At 53.5% G+C, this 15,619-nt stretch carries 13 protein-coding genes; 5 read left to right on the plus strand and 8 right to left on the minus strand.

The window, feature by feature from the left end:
- Positions 1 to 62 precede the first annotated feature (62 nt).
- The 4 genes from BB497_07565 to BB497_07580 all read right to left on the minus strand — a co-directional run bounded on the left by BB497_07565 (position 63) and on the right by BB497_07580 (position 4,843).
- On the minus strand, positions 63 to 1,415 hold the full coding sequence (locus BB497_07565) for an MFS transporter (GenBank protein AVI62569.1): 1,353 nt from the start codon (positions 1,413 to 1,415) through the stop codon (positions 63 to 65).
- 324 nt (positions 1,416 to 1,739) lie between these two features.
- Positions 1,740 to 2,759 (minus strand): patatin, encoded by a 1,020-nt coding sequence (locus tag BB497_07570; protein AVI62570.1) that lies wholly within the window; start codon positions 2,757 to 2,759, stop codon positions 1,740 to 1,742.
- Between the two features lie 92 nt (positions 2,760 to 2,851).
- Positions 2,852 to 3,946: a chemotaxis protein gene (locus tag BB497_07575; GenBank protein AVI62571.1), complete on the minus strand. Its 1,095-nt coding sequence runs from the start codon at positions 3,944 to 3,946 to the stop codon at positions 2,852 to 2,854.
- 174 nt (positions 3,947 to 4,120) lie between these two features.
- Complete coding sequence (locus BB497_07580) at positions 4,121 to 4,843, minus strand: hypothetical protein (GenBank protein AVI62572.1); 723 nt, start codon at positions 4,841 to 4,843, stop codon at positions 4,121 to 4,123.
- A gap of 119 nt (positions 4,844 to 4,962) precedes the next feature.
- On the opposite strand from BB497_07580, the gene BB497_07585 reads away from it, so the two are divergent.
- Positions 4,963 to 6,606: a peptidase gene (locus BB497_07585; GenBank protein ID AVI62573.1), complete on the plus strand. Its 1,644-nt coding sequence runs from the start codon at positions 4,963 to 4,965 to the stop codon at positions 6,604 to 6,606.
- 131 nt (positions 6,607 to 6,737) lie between these two features.
- Here the strand turns inward: BB497_07585 and BB497_07590 are convergent, their stop codons facing one another.
- A complete protein-coding gene (locus BB497_07590; GenBank protein ID AVI62574.1) occupies positions 6,738 to 8,393 on the minus strand; it encodes a peptidase M23 in 1,656 nt (551 codons plus the stop codon).
- A gap of 415 nt (positions 8,394 to 8,808) precedes the next feature.
- Here BB497_07590 and BB497_07595 point away from each other — a divergent pair, with 415 nt between their 5' ends.
- Positions 8,809 to 9,729: a LysR family transcriptional regulator gene (locus tag BB497_07595; protein AVI62575.1), complete on the plus strand. Its 921-nt coding sequence runs from the start codon at positions 8,809 to 8,811 to the stop codon at positions 9,727 to 9,729.
- An 82-nt stretch (positions 9,730 to 9,811) separates the two neighbouring features.
- Positions 9,812 to 10,807, plus strand: coding sequence for a glutathione-dependent reductase (locus BB497_07600; GenBank protein ID AVI62576.1), 996 nt, complete (start codon positions 9,812 to 9,814; stop codon positions 10,805 to 10,807).
- Between the two features lie 107 nt (positions 10,808 to 10,914).
- Here the strand turns inward: BB497_07600 and BB497_07605 are convergent, their stop codons facing one another.
- Both BB497_07605 and BB497_07610 read right to left on the minus strand, forming a co-directional pair.
- Positions 10,915 to 11,394, minus strand: coding sequence for a hypothetical protein (locus BB497_07605; protein AVI62577.1), 480 nt, complete (start codon positions 11,392 to 11,394; stop codon positions 10,915 to 10,917).
- Positions 11,395 to 11,507: 113 nt separating this feature from the next.
- On the minus strand, positions 11,508 to 11,705 hold the full coding sequence (locus BB497_07610; protein AVI62578.1) for a hypothetical protein: 198 nt from the start codon (positions 11,703 to 11,705) through the stop codon (positions 11,508 to 11,510).
- A 510-nt stretch (positions 11,706 to 12,215) separates the two neighbouring features.
- On the opposite strand from BB497_07610, the gene BB497_07615 reads away from it, so the two are divergent.
- The gene (locus tag BB497_07615; protein ID AVI62579.1) at positions 12,216 to 13,928 is read left to right on the plus strand and encodes an RNA helicase; all 1,713 of its coding nucleotides are present in this window, start codon (positions 12,216 to 12,218) and stop codon (positions 13,926 to 13,928) included.
- Positions 13,929 to 14,122: 194 nt separating this feature from the next.
- Positions 14,123 to 14,809 carry an endonuclease V gene (locus tag BB497_07620; GenBank protein ID AVI62580.1) on the plus strand — a complete coding sequence of 229 codons (687 nt, stop codon included), beginning with the start codon at positions 14,123 to 14,125 and terminating at the stop codon, positions 14,807 to 14,809.
- Between the two features lie 6 nt (positions 14,810 to 14,815).
- Here BB497_07620 and BB497_07625 read toward each other — a convergent pair whose 3' ends face one another.
- On the minus strand, positions 14,816 to 15,529 hold the full coding sequence (locus BB497_07625) for a GMP synthase (GenBank protein ID AVI62581.1): 714 nt from the start codon (positions 15,527 to 15,529) through the stop codon (positions 14,816 to 14,818).
- Between the last annotated feature and the right edge of the window lie 90 nt (positions 15,530 to 15,619).

A 15,619-nucleotide genomic window follows, 5' to 3' on the forward strand; every position in this document is an offset into this window, starting at 1 on the left:
CGGTTTCCTTGTTGCTCGCCGCCTGACATAAATTGCCCCGCAGCTAAGCTGCGGGGGGAACGTTAACGCAGTGAAAGGGCGTCTGCGCCGGTTTCTTCACCTACCGCGTCACGGTAGGCCTGCGCCTCTTTAGCTTCCGTAGCATCGCTAAAGCGTACCAGCAGTACGCAAGAGGCGAGTACTAACACGGTAAGGCCTAGGTAAAAAAGCCCTTGTTGGTAGCTGATATTTTCGTTGCGAAAGAGAAAAGCAGCGCAAACAGCGCCCACATTACCGCCTGCGCCCACAATGCCCGCCACAGCGCCTAGCGCTTTCTTATTGATAAACGGTACTACCCCGTAAGTGGCCCCTTCGGCCATCTGCACAAACAGGCTGAACACCAGCATGATGCCTATGGCTAGGCTTAATATGTGCATTTGTGAAAAGGCAATTAGCGCGATACCTTCGCAAATTAAGGCAATGAATAACCAGCGTACCCGGCCTTTCAACCCTGCGTGTTTAGCAAATAAGTCGGAAAAGATGCCACCCAAGGTGCGAGCGAAGATATTCATCAGGCCAAAAAGCCCAGCAATCATGCCCGCCGTGGCAAGGGTTAAATCGAAGTGGTCAAAGAAGTAGATGGCCGCGATATTATTGATGGTCAGCTCAACCCCAAAACAGAGTCCGTAGACAACAAATAACGCCCATACTCGAATATCTTTCGCCGCGGCTAAAAAGCTCTGAGTTGCGCCGTTTTCCCCCGTGGCTTCGGGGAGCTCGCCCCGGGCGCGTAGCGCGTCAAAGTTGCCGTTCGGCGCATCTTGCGTGAAAAGCCAGTAGCCGATGCCGGTGCAAAACATCACAACGCCGGGTACCACCATGGCAAGCCGCCATCCCAGTGTTTCGCTCACGCCAAGCATTAAAAGGCCGGCGAATATCAGTGGCATCAGAATTTGGGTCGTGCCACCCCCTAAGTTGCCCCATCCCGCGCTAGTGGCATTGGCGGTACCCACTACATTAGGCGCAAACATCATGGTGGTGTGGTACTGGGTAATAACAAACGAGGCACCGATAGCGCCAATGGCCAAGCGGGCTAACAGGAACGTTTCGAAACTGTTGGCAAAACCAATGCCCATCACGGGGATCGAGCCCAGCAGAAGTAGCCCGGTGTAGGTTTTACGTGGCCCTAACTTGTCGCACAGTACGCCAATCAGTAGGCGCACAATCACGGTAATGGCGACTGATGCAATAATGGTATTGCCGATTTGGGTTTGAGTGAGCGATAGGTCTTCTCGAACGACCGCCATGAGGGGGGCGATACCAAACCAGCCGAAAAAGCAGATATGGAAGGCGAACCATGAAAAGTGAAATGCGCGCATTTGCGGCGTAGAGAAATTTAGCAGCCGAATTCGGTTGGCTTTATTGCGAATATCCATGGAAGGCCTCTCTGGGGTTAGAGCGAGTTTGCCAACACGTGAAGCGCTTCTCTAAAAGACGCTACGTAATTGACGAGAACATGCCTTCTTCTTTGAAGGTCAGGTTCGACGCACTCGTACCCACTGGGCCTGGTCCACGCCTACCACCATTAGTGGTAGGAAAAGCAATTAATCCGCCAAATGTTACTTTTATTAATCAAAACAATTGGTTGTAGTTGTTTTTTTAAGTTGGGTTGAAAATAACGTTATTTTTGTAAGCATAAAAAACGGTTTCTGCCCCACGGTGGGGCGGAGTCAGCGACGTTTGCAACACGCTAGTGCCATTTATTCGTTCAGGTACACAGCGTCGATATCCAGCGATGAGTAATTACCCAATGCCTCAAAGTGTTCAGCAAGCCAGCGATCGGCAGCGTCACGACCCTGTTCAAACAGGTGGCAGAGGAAAGCCCACTCAGAGTTCATTTTGCTGGATACGGAAAGGGCTTCTAATGCGTGTTCGCCGCTAATACGATGAAACAGTGCCTGCTGATAGCTATTCTGGATACCTTGCTCTTCCAAAGCGCTTTTCAGTAGCGCAATCATGCGGATCTCTTTTATTAGCGACGCATTAAAGGTGATTTCATTGAGTCGATTCATAATAGCTGAAGCAGATGTGGGAACATCGTCTCGGCTTATGGGGTTAATCTGCACCAGCATGATATCCCGTGCACTACACTCTTCCATTAATGGAAAAAGCGCTGGATTACCCATGTAACCGCCATCCCAGTACGCTTCACCGTCTATTTCTACTGCTTGAAAAACAAAGGGGAGGCAGGCAGACGCCATCACGGCGTCGACGCTCATCTCTTCACGCCGGAACACGCGCTGTTTACCCGTGCGTACATTGGTTGCGGCAACAAATAATTTGAGCTTTTCGCAGCGTCGGACACGCTCAAAATCGATGTGCTCAGCCACAATGTCCCGCAGTGGATTGATATTGAGTGGGTTAAATTGGTAAGGCGAAACCAGACGGCTCATGAGATCCATTGCAATGTAGCCAGGCGAGTGATCTAGGCTCCAGTTGCCAGTGAGTACATCTAATGGGGAGCGGCGGATGGGGCTTGACATGCCAGCACGACTAACAGCCTGCCAAAAATCGCGGAGCGCTTTACGCGCTGTCTCTTTATCACCACGGGTGAGGGCGTCGGCCATTACGACACCATTCATGGCGCCTGCGCTGGTGCCACTAATACCCTCGATTTCAATGCGGTCATCCTCTAACAGGCGGTCAATAACACCCCAGGTGTAAGCACCGTGGGAGCCGCCTCCTTGCAAGGCAAGATCTAGCTTTTTGATCTGCACTATATAGCCTCTTACTGAATGTGTTTGGGAAGATTATTACGTCTTCAGCATGGCACAAATGCCAATGCTATGCGCACTCAGCAGGTAATGAGGTTTCAAGGAGCATCGGCTAGGGGGGAGCGATAGCCCGTGGCAAGCGGCACTTCATACACTGCATACTCAATTAGCTGGTCTAGCTGCTGTACTAATTGAAGGCTCGCTTCTTCCATCAGGGCAAGCGATGCCAACTGTCCGGTATGGTCGCCTTGTCGAGCAAAGCGTAGTGCTTCTAAGCCACTTTCATGGAAGCGGCGATGGGGGCCGGCTAAGGCACGGTAAGCGGCGGTCTTTTGGTAGCGTTTTCCATCGCCCAGGTAGTACCACTGGCCAAGGGTGCAGTGTTGGTGATCTTCGATTGTTTCATCGAGCTGTGCCGAAAGCAGCTGCTTATACAAGCGGCTTTTCCAGGCAGCGTGCTCAAGTTTTGCAGCGTGCAAGCACGCTGTTGTGGTGCTGTGGTGAATAACCTTATACATATGACGTGCTTGGTCGGTTAACTGCTCTATAACCTGCTCGGCCTCTTGCGCTGCTTGGGTTAACGTTTGGGTGACCTGGCACTGTTGGGCTGCTGCTTCGGTATCTTGTTGTAGTTGGGTGGCGATCTGTTCAGCGCACTGGTCTAGTTGTCGGGATAACCGCTGGGTATATTCGGCCAACCGCTCCATATCTTGCACAACGGCAGCCATGCTAGGTGATGGGGAGTCGGAGTGGGCAACCTCAAGAGCCGCGCTCATCGCCAATGCCCTTGTGTGGCCTGCACTGCGCGCTAGTGTAACGCTGAGTTGACGAATATCGTGCAGCGCCGGTTTAGTGGTAACCGAGCCTGTTGAAGGTGAGGCTGAGGGCTGGCAATGACACTGGAACTTCAGCATTTGTGCGGTGTATTCGGCGTGATGCAGGCGCGTAAACATATCGGCCAGAGTGGCCCGCTCAGCCGCCAGTTGACCCGCGTGAGCCTCCATGCCCTGGCTGATAGACGCCAGCATATCCGCTCCTTTAGCTTGAAGCATGCTCAATGACTCAACCGGGGTCATTAAACTAAGGGCACGGCAGCTGTGGGATACTCTTTCGGCATCCAACTGCCCTTGGAGGTCAGTGACTTCCTGCTCTAAACGGCGAATGGTTTGATAGGGACGCATAAAAGCAAACATGACCACACCTGCAAAGTAGAAATATGTTTGTGCTGTTTTGTCACAAATTATTGCAGAGTGTTTTATTGCTTGCTTGGTTTAACTTGGGTTAATGAGCAAATTCAGCCGCTGTTTAGTTGTATAGTGGGAAGCGCTGTACAGGTATCTCAGCTGTTAGCACCGTCTTATTTGTGATTAACGCTGCGCCAGCTGCGGGTGCTCGGTGGTGCAGCGAAGGTAAGCTGAGGTAGCGAGCCACTCTTCATCGGGATAATAAGCGAACACATACTGATTCTCTTTCAGGCTGTCGATAAGCGGGTAGGTAATCTCTTCGCGTACGGCGGGGCAGCCTTGGCTACGACCTAGCCGACCTGTTTGCTCAATAAAGTCCTCGCTGACGTAATTGGCACCATGGATCACAATAGCTCGCTCAAAGGCGAGGTTATTGACGTTGGCTTCCAAACCGTCAAGACGCAGCGAGTAGCCATTGCGCCCATAGTAGCTGTTCATGGTGCGAAAGAGGCCAATGCTGGACTGGTGGCTCTCTGGCGTGTTGGAAAAGACCTCTGCTACCGCATCCCCTGAGCCTTGCCCATGAGAAACCAGCTCTTCAAACAGCAGCGCATGCTGGTGGAGGTCGAAGACCCACATGCGTGGTTCGGTGGAGGGCAGCGAGTAATCAATCACTGCTAAGCGTTCAGCAGACGGCTCTGCGCAGCTTAGCGCTTGTGCTGCAAGCCGCAGCGCTTCAGGGGTGGCGGTGGGGGCTAGCTGCAGTAACTGATGATGCAAGGTGGACACCCCGTGCGGTGGTGCAGACGCTACCTGAGCCAAAAAGCTGGCTGCTTGAAGGGGCAGGCTAAATAGCAAAACGGGCAAGGAAAACAGCGTAGTAGAAAGACATGAGCGAGGTAACATAGAGCGTAATCCTGGAATAGATAACGGGATGAATGTAAGTAAGCAGCTATTATAAAGTTAAGCGTACCGACCGGGATCTACAGGTATAGCGATTCAGCATAGTAACGCAAGGAGGGGTGATGAACGAGAAGCCGCTACTAAGACGATGGGCGATGGGCGCAGCGCTATGTTTGGCGCTAACCCAATCGCCTTACGCGCTCACCACTGCTTATGCATCATCAGGTAATGCACCGCTGCAGCAAGCATTGGCGCAGCAGTTAGCTGAAACCAGTCACCGCCTACCTGTGGCGGCGTTCTATCAACACAAAGAGGGCGAGCCTGCGTGGCAAACAAAAGCGGCCGTTGAGGCATTAGTCAGTGCGCTAAATAGCCTTGAAAGTGATGGCTTAACCCCCAGAGATTACGCTGCGCATACGTTGCTCGACGATTTTCACTTTAGCCAGCAAGCGGGAGAGTCGGCCCAGGCGAGGTTTGAACTCAAGGCGACCCAGTCACTTCTTCTAGCGTTAGATCACCTTGGTCGTGGCAAGGTAGACCCGCGTGATATGGAAACCAACTGGGAACTGCCGCGTCCGGAAAACCGTTACTCCATGCTGCGTGTTGTACACGCGGTTGAGGACAGTGACATAGAGCGTGCCCTCACTTTAGCCCGTCCCACCACCCCCGCATATGCTCAGCTCCGCGAGATGCTAAGCCAGTATCGCCATCTCGAATCCCAAGGCAGTGCCCCCCATTTAGCCGGTAGAGAAACGTCGTTGCGCCGAGATGATACAGGTGACGATGTGGCCGTACTGCGCCAGCGGCTGGCGCTATGGGGAGATGCTGGCTTATTGGCTGCTGATAGCAGTGCGTATCCCATGATTGGGGTTCAGTCTTCCGTTCGTGACCCCCGCCACTTTGATGCTGAGCTTGAAAGCGCCGTTAAACGCTTCCAGCGACGTCACCAGCTGCAAGCCGATGGCATTGTGGGCGAGCAAACACGCTTAGCCCTGAACACACCGGTGGGCTCACGGATTGATCAATTGCGGGTGAATTTAGAGCGGGCGCGTTGGATTGGGACAAACCTCACGTCCGAGCCGCAGGTGTGGGTAGACATTGCTGGCTACCGTCTGCACTACCTCCGGCCTAACGGCGAGCGCTGGGATGCCCGGGTAGTGGTAGGTACCCCGCGGCGTGAAACGCCCATTATTCACTCTTCTATAAGCCACTTAACGGTTAACCCTAGCTGGACAATTCCCCCGACCATTATGCGTGAAGATGTCTTGCCCCGGGTGCGGCAGGATCCCAGCTATTTAGCGCAGCAGAATATTCAGGTATTAAGCCATAGTGGCGAGCGCCTAGATGCAGATACCATTGATTGGCAGCGCCCAGGCGGCGTTATGCTGCGCCAAGTGGCAGGTCGATCTAATCCCCTTGGCCGCGTGGTGGTCCGCTTCCCAAATAACGATATGATTTACCTTCACGATACACCGGCGACAGGCTTGTTTCAGCGGCAGCAGCGGGCGCTCAGCTCTGGCTGTGTGCGGGTGGAGGGCGTGTTAGAGTTTGCGCAAATGTTGCTGCAGGACAGCGGCAGCCGTCACCAGCTCTCTTCGCTGATGAACAGTAGCGCCAGTGACCGTAATGTTAATCTGCCACAGCGTATCCCGGTCGCGTTGCACTATCTCACGGCTTGGCCAAATGCCCAGGGGGAGGTGGAATTTCGTGATGATATTTACCGCCGGGATGCGCTGTTACTCAGTGCTTTGGCGAAAACTAGCTAGTGCTTCTTAATATCGCGTTACTTCGTGTCTCAGGTTATGACGTGACGAGAGCCAGTAGTTTTACCCGCTATAAACCATAAACGCCGCCCACTAGGGGCGGCGTTTATGCTAGCTATTTATACACCAGTTGCTTATTGGCTACTCTCTTCACGCTGGTAACCGGCTACGTTAACGGGGCCTGTCTCGCCACTTTCAAGTGCTGCAAGTACCGGCTCAGCGTGGCGCTGGAACGCAATCAGCGTATCACCGCTTAGGCTAGTGTTCTCAGGCAGGTCCACGGTCATGGCGTTAACCGGCGTATTATTGACGATGACTTCGTAGTGAAGGTGAGGGCCGGTGCTACGCCCAGTGTTGCCGGAAAGGGCGATACGCTCACCCATTTCTACACGCTCACCTTGGCTGACGAGAGGTCGAGACAGGTGTAAATAACGTGTCCGGTATCCGTTGTCATGGCGAACCACAATATAGCGGCCTGCGGCGTGGTGGTTGCCTACGCGCTCAACTCGACCGTTTGCAGGTGCAATGATTGGCGTGCCAATTGGCATCGCAAAGTCGGTTCCATTATGAGGGCTAACGCGACCAGTCACCGGGTGCAAGCGGCGAGGGTTAAAGTGGGAGCTAAGGCGATAGTTGCCTTCAAACGGATAACGGGCGAAAGCTGGATCCAGGCTGTTGCCTTCCGGCGTATAAAAATTATTGTCGGTGGCGTTACGCACGACCGTTAAATCCATACGCTCGCCGTCGTATTTAACGGCCAGTACGCGGGAGTCGAGCGTTTCTCCGCCGATCATGTCCGACTCAACGAGCACCTGGAAACGGTCGCCCCGGCGGCTATCACGACGAAAATCGAGTTTCTTTTCAAGCAACCGAGTAAGCTCGGTAACGGAACTGCTGGTTAGGCCGGTTGCCTGAGCGGAGCGCGCAAAGCTACCGCTTACGCTGCCCGCGTAGAGGCGCTGCACAGGCTCGCCCTGGCGCTCGATTGTGGTAACGGCGTACTGCTCTTCTTCACGCTCTAATAAGACGCCGTCGCGGGCGTTTTTCATCATGCGTAGTGAAAGCAGGCGCTGATTTTCGTCCAGCTGATAATCGAAGCTATTACCTGCGCGCCAGTGAGTTAGCATGCGTGGGTCGGGCAAATCCTCAAGCAGCGCTAGCACTTCGCTATATCCAAGACCTAGCTTATTTTGCGCGAGTACTGCGAAGGTTTCACCAGACTCAACAATGTGCGTTTTCCACTCAGGAACGAAGGGCTCTTCTGCTGCTAATTCGAACTCGAGGAAAGAGATATCATCAAATAAGCCGTAGTCTTCGTAGGAAGTAGCATCAGCGATTTCGACTGAAGAGGCGTCGATATTGAGCATGCCACTAGACAGCGTGCCTAGTACAACAGCCATATGCAGAGCGCCGTCATCCAATTTAGCCATGGGGCTTTCACTGGTCGTCGATGCCTCAGCGCTAGCAATTACGTTCAGATCTATATCTAGGTCGATAATTTCTGTAGCGGCTAAGTCGCTCAGCGGGATGTGGTCTCGGGTCGCGTCGATTGCGCGGGAGGCGCGGCCGATCGCTTCTGCAACGGGTGCTCTCTCTTGGCGTAGCGATGGTACGCCCGGCGCAGAATCACTGGGCAGCGGAACTAATACGCTCTCCAGTGGGGTGTTAGGCTGGTTCAAGTCATTGTAAGTCGTTATTAGCTTTTGTGTGCCCAGCACAGTGACCATAGTGGCCACGGGTAACAGTAATAATTTATGCGTGCGGGGCAGCGAATGAAGGATTCGCAACATGGGTAAATGGACCGCCAGATTCGTGTAAAAAAAGTAACATAAAAGTGAATAAGCCCGAGAACCATACCCCAACGAGGTTGGGGTGAATAGACTGTATATCTATCCACAAAATATACTTCCGGCAAAATGCGAAAGTATTAAGCAGAAATTACAATTTTTGAACACTGTTTGCTAACAAAAGTAACCAATTAGCAGGCGCACTAAATGGTCAGTTTTACATTATTTTCCAGACCAGGACGACGCTGGACGTTAAAGGCGTATTTATTAATGCCCAGGATTGTTGTCTCTTCTGTTACTTGACCGATTGGCGATAATTTTTTTCAAGCAGGTACTTTTTTTAATTTCCTGGCATTCTAGTACGGTTTTTTCGAAGATTAAGCGGATTATTTCGCTGTCTAGCGTCGAGGAAATCGAAATGTCTCGGGTAACACTTGCACAATGGCAGATGCTGGCCGCTGTGGTTGATCATGGTGGGTTTGCGCGTGCGGCAGAAGCCGTTCATAAAAGCCCTTCAACGCTTAACCATGCAGTACATAAATTAGAAGAGCAGCTAGGTGTACAGGTATTAGAGCCTGTGGGTAGGCAGGTTCGCCTTACAGAGGCGGGTGAGTTACTGCTGCGCCGCGCGCGCCAGTTAATCGAAAGCGCTGACACACTTGAAGATGTGGCATCGCGGTTAGCGGCTGGCTTGGAAGCCGAAGTCGTCGTGGCTATTGATCAGGTTTTTCCAGCGGCTGCTCAAGCCAAAGCGCTTGAGCGCTTTTCAGAAACCTATCCCCAGGTTCGTGTTCAGCTACATGAAAGCGTCCTCAATGGGGGGATCGAGATGCTCTACGATGGCCGGGCTGACTTGGTCGTATCGGGCATAGAAGCGCAGGGTTTTTTAGGAGAGCCCTTGGCATTCGTGCGATTTGTGGCCGTGGCTCACCCAAAGCACCCGCTTCATCAGCTAGGGCGCCCGCTGGATTTACGCGATTTATCACAGCACCGTCAACTGGTCGTGCGTGACTCCGCGTTGCGTCAATCAACGAACGCAGGATGGTTAAAAGCCGAGCAGCGCTGGACAGTGAGCCATCTTAATACCTCACTGGATATGCTTAAGCGAGGGCTGGGTTTTGCTTGGATGCCTGAAACCCGCATTGTGGATGATCTTAGGAGTGGGCAGTTAAAACGGCTGCCGCTTGCGGCAGGTAGTATTCGTGAAGTGCCGGTGCAGATGATTTTTCGAGACCGGGATCGGGCTGGCCCAGCCGCCCACGCGATGGCGCAAGCGCTGAAGCAGGCGGTCAACGAGGAGTGCCCTAACGATTCGATTCCCTCGAATGAAACGCCGTAAAACATCCGCTTGAGCATACAGGGGGCGAGCGTATGCTAAATGCAAGCTGCATTTAATATACGTTCACTTCTGGAGAGCCTCGATGGGATTACTTGTTAACGGCGAATGGGTTGATCAGTGGTATGACACCAAAAAGCACGGCGGCGAATTTGTGCGCGAATCTGCCCAGTTGCGCGACTGGGTAGGAAGCTCCCCGGAAGGTGCTGGGCAGAGCTACCCGGCGGAGCCAGACCGCTATCATCTTTATGTGTCGTTAGCTTGCCCATGGGCACACCGCACGCTGATTATGCGTAAGCTGAAAGGCCTTGAAGGGCTGATTGGTGTTTCTCATGTTAGCCCATTAATGCTCGATAAAGGCTGGACGTATCACCAAGATGAGGGCGCCAGTGGCGACCCGATTAATAACGCAGAATACCATCATCAGCTTTATACGCTGACCGACCCAAACTATACCGGGCGAGTGACGGTGCCTGTCCTATGGGATAAAAAGCGCAGCGCGATCGTCAATAACGAGTCGGCTGACCTGTTACGTATGCTTAATCGTGGATTTGATGCGCTAACCGGCAACGATTTAGATTTTTACCCGGAAGATCTTCGCAGCGTTATTGATGAGGTCAATGATGATGTCTACGAGCATATTAATAACGGTGTGTACAAGTCAGGTTTTGCCACAGAGCAGGGCGTGTATGAAAAGCACGTGCACGCGCTGTTTGAATCCTTGGAGCGCATCGAAAAGCGGCTGAGCGAGCATCGCTATCTCGCCGGTGAGTGGCTGACCGAAGCTGATATTCGGCTCTTTACCACGTTAATCCGCTTTGATGCTGTCTATTACGGCCACTTCAAGTGTAACTTCAACCGTATTGAAGACTATCCTAGTTTGGCTAACTATGTGCGCGAGCTTTATCAATGGCCAGGCGTGGCGGAAACGGTCAACATGGATCATATCAAGCGCCACTACTATTACAGCCACGACACCATCAACCCAACTCGCATTGTGCCCGCTGGCCCGCTGCTCGATTTTGAGCGCCCCCATGATCGGGAGCGGCTTCCAGGGCAGGGCATCCGCCGCCACGGGTAATCTATGCCTATAGGCGTTGTTAAATAGCAAAAGGGCCACCCAAAACGGGTGGCCTTTTTGCTGGTGCTTAAAGGTCTTACTAACCTTTCTAAGGAGGAGGGAGCTCCTTAATCCTGATTTACCGCATCACGGGTGGACTGCCAAGCGCTCTGGGCGCCATCGCGGGTTGTTTCCCATGCGTCACGTGCGTTGGCTCTGGTCTGTTCCCACCAGTCGCGATCATAAGTAGGGAAGGACTCCACTTCTTCTGACGTGGCGTTGAGCATAACGCGATGCTCAGTGTCGCCATCACCTTCGGTGTGTGTTTCAAGAGTGAAATAATCAGTACCTACTACAATCTCTCGGCCTCCAAGACCAAGGACGGTACCGCTCTCAATGACCAGCGCGGTGATGCGCATATCATCATCGAAAAGGATGTCGTCAACCTCGCCGATTTCTTCGCCAGAGCCATCAGCAAAATAAACCTCAGCATCCAATATGTCATCTGCGGAGTACATGCCTTGGGGCTGGTCTGAAGCCTGTGCGCCAAAGGCAAGGCTGCCCAGTAGAACGGTGCTTACGGCGGTGGTTAAAATAGATTTACGCATAGCTTCTCTCCATGTGGCTACGGGGTATTACTTATGGCGATGCTGGTTAAAGCATGGCTTCCATCAGAGCTGTTAATTAGGGCTATTAATCAGAGCCGTTTCAGCTTCAGCGCTTACAGGCTGTCGGCCCAATCGTCGGCACGCTTTTCAGCCTCTTCTTTCTGAAGGCCGTACTTTTGTTGGAGTTTACCTACCAGCTGATCTTTGCGACCACCAATTTGGTCAAGCTCATCATCAGTGAGATCACCCCAGCTTGTACGTGCTTTACCTTTAACTTCTTTCCATTTACCTTCGATTTGATCCCAGTTCATCTCATCGCTCCTTGAAGTTGTTGAACATGCCTAAGCAACTTTCAGGTTAGACGAACAGCGAATATGTGCAAGTCTCGATTTTAATAACAGTTAATATAAAAACACTAGTCAGGAGCTGCTTGCAGTGTTAGCATGCGCGCTCCTCGCATGTGTTGACCCCTCCATCATGACGATAAGCGTTCATTTACGTAGTTTTTAATTTGTACGTAACTGCGCTTGCGGGAACATCTTGCTAACTGCAGATGTTCATTGCTGTGAAGATGGCGCGCCTCCAGTATTTCACCAAACGGGTGAAATCGGCGCAGAAGGTCGCCACAACGGTTGGCCCGCAAATAGCGGTGTTTGCTGACCGGATGCTAGGTGCGACCGGCGTCTCCGACTCCACTTATGACGATATCCGCTTACGCGGAGCCTGTTTTTTTGTTGCGTTTTTTAACGCGCATCGATTCCAGAGTCAGAGACGCTTACGATGTTTTTTGCCGGTAAAGCCGGCCTACCAAGGTGTGATTAATGACCTCGACTTCTGTCGCTTCGCCGAGCTTCGGCGATCTTGCTCTGTTGCCTGCCGTTCTCTCTGCTGTTGAAGCACAAGGCTACGAAATTCCTTCGCCCATCCAGGCGCAGACTATTCCTGCGTTGTTGGAAGGCCGCGATATGCTGGGCCAAGCACAAACCGGTACCGGCAAAACCGCTGCGTTTGCACTGCCATTGTTATCGCGTTTAGAACTTACCCGTCGCGAGCCTCAAGTATTGGTTATGGCTCCGACCCGTGAGCTTGCTCAGCAGGTTGCGGCTTCGTTCAGTAAGTATGGCCAAAACCTTAAGGGTCTTGAAGTTGCGATCCTATGTGGTGGTCAAGAGTACCGTGAGCAGTTAGGTGCGCTAAAACGTGGTGCCCAAATTATCGTTGGCACCCCTGGCCGCATCATCGATCACCTTGATCGTGGCAGCTTGAAACTTGACGGCCTTTCAGCGCTCGTGCTGGATGAAGCCGATGAAATGCTGCGCATGGGCTTTATCGACGACGTAAAACGCGTGGTTGCCGATACCCCTAAAAATGCACAGCGCGTGTTCTTCTCGGCGACGTTGCCGGCAGAAATCGAGCGCATTGTTAACCGTTATCTTGTTGACCCGGTTAAGGTGGCGATTGAGTCGCGTACGACCACCGGCGAAAACATCGAACAGCGCATTGTCCGCGTTGATGGTGGCGCAAAGCTTGAAGCCCTGGCACGTATTCTGGAAGTTGAGCCAGTTGATGGGGCCATCGTGTTTGTGCGAACCCGTGCGGCCTGTACCACGCTGGTTGAACAGCTAACGGCCCGTGGTGTTAACGCGGCAGGCCTATCGGGTGATCTCGATCAGAGCCTTCGTGAGCGCACCATTACACGCTTGAAGCGCGGCAAAGTTGATGTGCTGATTGCGACAGACGTCGCCGCGCGTGGTCTTGACGTGGCGCGTATCACTCACGTTATTAACTACGACCTGCCTCAGGATGCGGAAGCCTACACCCACCGTATCGGTCGTACTGGCCGTGCGGGTCGTAGCGGCATCGCGATTACTTTCGCTGGCTTCCGTGAAGGCCGCAAAGTGGGCTGGATGGAGCAGGCAACGGGGCAGAAAATGACCGAAATGCCGCTGCCTGACGAAGCCGCTATTCGTGCCCATCGCGATGAAGTGTTCCATCACCGCGTTGTTGCAGCGCTGACCAAAGGCGCTGAAGAGCAGCGTGCGCTGGTTGAGCGCTTGGTCGAAGAGGGCCACGATGCCATCGAGCTAGCCTGTGCGTTTGCCGCCATGGCGCGTGCTGATGAAGCACCGATTGGTCGCTTACAGGCGCCGCGCAAAGAGAAGCCGATGCGTGACGGCGCACCGGCTGGTAAGCCGGGGGCTCGTCGTGAGCGTTCAAGCGCGCCTAGCGAAGGCATGACCCGCTACCGCGTTTCCGTTGGCCATAAAGATGGCGTGAAGCCAGGTCAACTGGTTGGCGCACTGGCAAACGAAGGCGGTATTGAAGGTGCGCGTATCGGTCGTATCGATATCCGCAACGCTTTCTCGGTAGTTGAACTACCCAGTGGCCTGCCTTCCACTATTCTGGCGAAAATGGCCCGTGCCCGCGTGGCCGGTCGTCCGCTAGAAATTAGCGAAGATAGCGCCCCTGAGCGTGCACCACGCCGTCGTCGTGACGATGGTGACGCGCCGGTTCGTCGCCGCGAACGCGCTTAAGCGAGTATTTAGGCGCTCGATGAGCGCCTAGCAATTCGCACTGAACGTGCAACATCCCCCCATGCTTATTGGCATGGGGGGATTTTTTTTGGCTACCTTTATGCGCAGCGGTTAACTTTTTTTCTATTAACACTTTTTCTATTAACGCTCTTTCCATTAATACTCTTCCACTAATACGCATTGAGGGAGCAAGCATGGACGCAGTGCTACACGAATGGAATCTCTCCCCTAAGCAGGCGATTGCTCTTCAGAAAGAGTTAGCATCGCAATTGGAGAGTAATGATCGCATCGAGCCGGTGAAGCATATTGCGGGGGTGGATATTGGCTTTGAAGAGGAGGGGGCTATTACCCGTGCCGCGGTGGTGGTGCTTAAGTGGGAGCAATCCGCCGCACCCTATCTCACGGTTGTTGAGCAAGTCGTGCATCGCGAGCCAACACGGATGCCCTACATTCCTGGCTTGCTCTCTTTTCGCGAGATTCCCGCCGCCTTAGGCGCGTTTGAAAAACTCAGTGTGAGGCCAGAGTTGGTGATGGTGGATGGCCAGGGTATTGCCCACCCACGCCGGCTGGGCGTTGCGGCACATCTGGGGCTATGGCTGGATATACCGACCATCGGTATCGCTAAGTCTAGGCTGTATGGCAAGCATGCAGAGGTGGGCGAAGCGCGGGGCGATTGGGTGCCTTTAACCGCAGGTAGTCATGTCATTGGCGCGGTATTGCGTTCACGGGTGAAAGTTAAGCCCGTCTTTGTATCGCCTGGGCACCGGCTTTCCCTTGAGACATCTCTTTCCTGGGTGATGTGCTGTTTAGGCCGCACGAAGCTGCCCGAGCCAACCCGCCTCGCGGATCGGCTGGCCTCACGGCGGGGGCAGCAACGCTAGCCGCAGTTACAGCAAGGCGAGAAAACGACGCAGTAAGCTGGTGGCGTCGGGTGTTGCTGTAATGGCGGCAAGCAGCGCCTGTGGGTCTTCCCCCTGCTCGCGCAGAGCTGTTTGCTGGCGCTCAATATAAGCGCGCATGACAGGTGGAGTGAACTCGGGATGAAACTGTACGCTCCATTGTCGTGAGCCATAGCGCAGCGCTTGGTGAGCATCGTGGCTGTTGTGGGCCAGTACCGTTGCGCCGGGCGGCAGCTGTATGACCGACTGGGCATGGGTAAGCTGTGCCGGGAAACGTTCAGGCAGTTGGCCAAACAGTGGGTCCTGAAGGCCCGCCTGGGTAAGCTGCACTTGGTGCGTTCCAGACTCCCGTCCCGCTGGATGATAGTCGCTAATCCCCCCTAAGGCGGCCATTAACTGATGCCCATAGCAAACGCCCAGCATGGGGATATCTTCTGCTAACGCCTGTTGTAGCCAGGGTTTTAGCGCTTCGCTCCATGGCTCTTGGTTGCTCACCATGCTGTGGGAGCCGGTAATCATCACGCCGGCAAAGGACGACGGTGGCGCAGGTGTGGTTGGCTCACGCGCATCCCATACGGTTAACGTCAGATGGCTAGGCAGCGCCGCAGTGAGCTGCTGTATAAAGAGCTGCTCAAAATCACCGTGCTGTTCAATTACTTCTGGGAAGGCGTCGCCGGTCTTAATAATGACTAAAGAGGTCATGTAGGTCTCGTGGTCGTATCGCGCCTGAGGAAAGATAGCCGAAGCAGGGGCATCCCCTGTAAGCTGAAACTTCGCACCATATTATCGTTT

It is taken from the genome of Halomonas sp. GFAJ-1, from assembly GCA_002966495.1.
Taxonomy (GTDB): domain Bacteria; phylum Pseudomonadota; class Gammaproteobacteria; order Pseudomonadales; family Halomonadaceae; genus Vreelandella.